Source organism: Pseudarthrobacter enclensis, assembly GCF_030811655.1.
GTDB lineage: Bacteria > Actinomycetota > Actinomycetes > Actinomycetales > Micrococcaceae > Arthrobacter > Arthrobacter enclensis_A.
Genome location: NZ_JAUSRE010000045.1, coordinates 1 through 4510 on the forward strand (window position 1 = coordinate 1; position 4510 = coordinate 4510).

2 protein-coding genes are annotated in these 4510 nt (G+C 66.2%); both read left to right on the plus strand.

The genetic code is table 11. The features are described 5' to 3' along the window. Window positions 1–141 precede the first annotated feature (141 nt). Complete coding sequence (locus J2X98_RS22030; protein ID WP_307312632.1) at window positions 142–1149, plus strand: LacI family DNA-binding transcriptional regulator; 1008 nt, start codon at window positions 142–144, stop codon at window positions 1147–1149. Window positions 1150–1242: 93 nt separating this feature from the next. Next, complete coding sequence (locus tag J2X98_RS22035) at window positions 1243–4290, plus strand: glycoside hydrolase family 2 TIM barrel-domain containing protein (protein WP_307312634.1); 3048 nt, start codon at window positions 1243–1245, stop codon at window positions 4288–4290. Window positions 4291–4510 lie beyond the last annotated feature (220 nt).

The window sequence follows — 4510 nt, forward strand, 5'->3', positions numbered from 1 at the left end:
GAGGGTGTGGGAGAGTAGGTCACCGCCGGACACACATTAGGTCGAGGCCCCAACCACACCGGTTGGGGCCTCCCACATTTAACAACCAACCAGCAAAGGTCAAAACCGGACAGGGCACGGGACAGCCTAGACTTACGGGTTATGACTCCCCGAACCCCTGGCGCCAGGGGCAAGCGCGCCACCATTTTGGATGTGGCCGCCGCAGCAGGCGTGTCGCGCCAGACCGTCACCCGCGCCATGAACGATATGACGGGAATAAGCCGGGAAACCAGGGAGCGTGTCCAAAAGCTCGCAGTGGAAATGGGCTACACCCCCAGCCGCTTTGCCAGGGGACTTGTGCAGGGAGCCCGCATTTCCGTTGGCCTCGCAATCCCGGACCTGACGAATCCTTATTTCCCTGCCTTTGCCTCCAGCGTGGTGGAGGCCGCCACGGAGCGCGAATGGAACGTTGTGGTGGACGACTACGGCCACGGGAGCGGCACCCCCGCGGACGCTGCTGCACGTCTGTCGCCGCACGTGGATGCGCTCATCGGATACCTCGAACCGGACCCCGAGGGGGCGCAGGAATTGTTGGGCCGGCGCCCCGTTGTAGCCCTGGATTCCCCCGGCGCGGGTACCGCAGGCGGCATCGCTTTCGATTATCACTATGCAGCCATGCTGGCCCTTACCCATCTGGCTTCCCGGGGGTGCCGGAAGGTGGCTTACCTGGATTCGGACCAAGGCGGTACCCCAAGCAGTCGCAGCGTTGCTGCAGCTGCCGTGGCGCCCCAGACCGGCGTCGAGCTCACCCGCATTGAGGCGCAGCCTTCGGCGGCCGCCGCAAGGTCCGCCGTGGCGCAGCTTGCCCAGGCCGGCGGCCGGCCCGACGGCATCCTCGCCTTCAACGATCTGATGGCAGCCGGCGCACTGAAGGCACTGGACGACTTCGGCCTGTCCGTCCCCGGCGACTGCGCCGTAATCGGCATGGACGGGATACCCATGGGGGAACTGCTGACACCTGAACTAACCACCATGTCACTGGACCTGCGCGGCGTAGGCCGTGCCGCCGTCGGCCTCCTGGAGGGATTGTTGTCCGGTTCAGTCCAGGACCGCAGTCCCGGGGCGTACCTGACGCTCCAGCACCAACTGGTGCTCCGGCAATCGGCCTGACCCCTACTCAAAACGAACGTAAGCGGATACGCTTGACCTAGCCTCGTGAACGTTCACGCACCTACCGCCCAATCCTCCCCACCAAGGAAATCCATGTCTGTACACTCTCCTGCAGCAACGTCCGGTCCCCTCCCTGCCCCTGGACCCGCAGATTCATCGCGCAGGCTTGACGTGCGGGCGGAGGCGGCGGCGGAGCTCGCCTCGCTGGCGCCCGGGCAGGGGAATCTCCCCGCTCGGGCCTACCTGGCGTCGGACGCCGCCAGGCTGTCCCTCAACGGCGAGTGGCAGTTCCGCTTGAGCTCCGGCATCCGGACGGCGCCCGACGACGGGTGGCAGCACGGCGGGCAGTTGTCCGGCTTCAGCGGGCTCCCGGTGCCTTCCAGCTGGAACATGCACGGCCACGGGTCGCCGGCCTACACCAATGTCCAGTTTCCGTTCGCCGTGGAGCCGCCGTTCGTACCGGATGCCAACCCCATTGGTGATCATGTGGTGACCTTCGAGGCCGGCCCCGAGTTCTTCCCGCATGCGCTGCTCCGGTTCGACGGCATCGACTCCGCCGGGACCGTGTGGTTGAACGGAGTGGAGCTCGGCACGACGCGAGGCAGCCGGCTGGCCCACGAATTCGACGTCTCGGACATCCTCGTCCAGGGAACCAACACCCTGGCCGTGCGGGTGGCCCAGTTCTCCGCCGCCAGCTACGTGGAGGACCAGGACATGTGGTGGCTGCCCGGGATCTTCCGCGACGTGACCCTCCAAGCCCGCCCTGTGGATGGCATTGATGACGTCTTCGTCCATGCCGGCTACGTTCCGGCCACGGGGGAAGGCACCCTCCGCATAGAGGTGACCCGGGCAGGGCAGGCGATTGACGCCGTCGTGCGTGTCCCTGAACTCGGCCTTGAACTGCCTGCGGGGGCGGAGCAGCGGGTTCCCGGGGTGGAGCCCTGGTCCGCCGAGCTTCCCCGGCTCTATGACGCAACGGTCAGCACCCCTGGCGAGACCGTTTCGCTGCAGCTTGGCTTCCGCAGCATCACCATCGAGGACGCCCAGTTCAAGGTGAACGGCCGGCGCATCCTGCTCCGCGGCGTAAACCGCCACGAACACCACCCCAGGCTGGGCCGCGTGGTTCCGCATGATGTGGTGGAGGCGGAGCTGCGGCTGATGAAGCAGCACAACATCAACGCCATCCGGACCTCGCACTACCCGCCGCATCCGGAGTTCCTGGCGCTGGCGGATCGGCTGGGCTTTTACGTGGTCCTTGAGTGCGACCTGGAGACCCACGGCTTCTACAGCGCCGGCTGGGCCCAGAACCCCAGTGATGATCCCCAGTGGGAAGAGGCGCTGCTGGATCGGATGCGCCGGACCGTTGAACGCGACAAGAACCACCCGTCGGTCATCATGTGGTCGCTGGGCAACGAGGCGGGCACCGGGCGTAACCTCGCTGCCATGTCGCGCTGGACCAAGGACCGCGACCCGTCGCGGCCAATCCACTATGAAGGTGACTGGTCCTCACCCGACGTGGACGTTTACTCCCGGATGTACGCCAGCCAGGCTGAGACGGCGCTGATCGGGCAGGGAATTGAACCGCCCCTCGAGGACGCGGAACTGGATGCCCGGCGCCGGGCCATGCCGTTCGTGCTGTGCGAGTACGTGCACGCGATGGGCAATGGGCCCGGCGGCATGAGCGAGTACCAGGAGCTGTTCCAGAAGTATCCGCGGCTGATGGGCGGGTTCGTCTGGGAGTGGCTGGAGCACGGGATCACGGTGCCCACTCCGGGCGGCGGCGAGCACTTCGCGTACGGCGGGGACTTCGGCGAGGAAATACACGATGGAAACTTCGTCACCGACGGTCTGGTGGATGCCAACCGCAAGCCCCGCCCTGGACTGCTGGATTTCAAGAAGGTGATCGAACCGCTGCAGATTCGGGTTGATGGCACCTGGGCCAACTTTGCTGTGCGGAACGGCCAGGACTTTGCGGACACGTCCGCCTTCCGCTTCCGGTACAAGGTGGAGGCCGACGGCGTCACCCGGCTGGAGGGAACAGTGGACGCGGCGCCACTGGCACCGCAGTCCGAGGCCGTATTGGAGCTGCCGGCGGAGGTAGCCGACTACAAGCGGTCGCTGCCGGGGGACCAGTCTGCGGTGCTCACGGTAAGTGCCGTGCTTGCGGCGGACACTGCCTGGGCAGGGGAGGGCCACGAGGTTGCCTGGGGCCAGGCAACACATTTCGCGTCTCCAACCGCCGACGTGCCGGCTGCTGACAAGGTAGAGGTTGGCGATAAGGAACTGCGGCTGGGCAGTGCGGTGTTCGACCGGATCACCGGAAAGCCCACATCGATTGGCGGCCTTCCCGTGGAGAAACTCGACCTGGTGCTGTGGTGGGCCCCCACGGACAATGACCTCGGACGGGAATGGGATGGCTCTGATCCCCGGCCGCTTGCGGTGCAGTGGAAGGACGCAGGCCTCGACCGGCTCCACATCCGGCTGCTGGGAATCAGTGCTGAATCCTCGCCTGACGGCGGTGAGCAACTGCGCGTCGCCACGAGGATGGGGGCCGCCGACAAGCAATTCGGGGTGCTGGTGGACTACATCTGGACCAGCGGGTCCGGTTCGCTCGCCCTGCGGACACAGGTCAAACCCGTAGGGGACTGGACCAACGCCGGCTTCGAAGTGGAATGGGCCCGGATCGGACTGGAACTGGTGCTGGGCGTCGAAACCGCCAGGGTGGCCTGGTTTGGTCAAGGGCCGCACCAAAGCTACCCGGATACCGGCCAGGGCGCGCGCACGGGGTGGTACGAGCTGTCACTGGCCGACCTGGACGTGGACTATGTCCGGCCCCAGGAATCGGGAGCCCGCTCCGGGGTGTGGTCCGCAGTTCTGGAGACGGCCGGCGGCAGCCTGCATGTTTCCGGCGAGCCCTTTGCCCTGACGGTAAGGCCTTACAGCATGGCGGCCCTTGCTGCGGCAACGCACAGGCCTGACCTGGTTCCCGACGGCCGGAGCTACATCTACCTGGACCACGCCCGGAGAGGTGTGGGCACCGCAGCGTGCGGCCCGGGCGTCCTGGAACCCTACAGGCTGAAGCCGCGCGAGGCTGAATTCCAGATGGTCTTCCGCCCGCAGGGGACGGACGGGCAGGTGTGAGCCACTCCATAGGAGCAGAAATCCCGCTGTAGGACAGCGGGGACCTCGCCCGGGCCGTTGAAACCCGCGGAATTCCGCCGGTCTCAACGGTCCAAGGGACTCCCTTTGGCCGGTTTGCGGTGGGCGCGGGGTGCGTGTATTGTTTTCTAAGTCGCCGCGGGGGAGACAGTGAAGAACTGTTCACCGGGTGGCCAAAAACCCCCAAATCAAAGCCATTGTC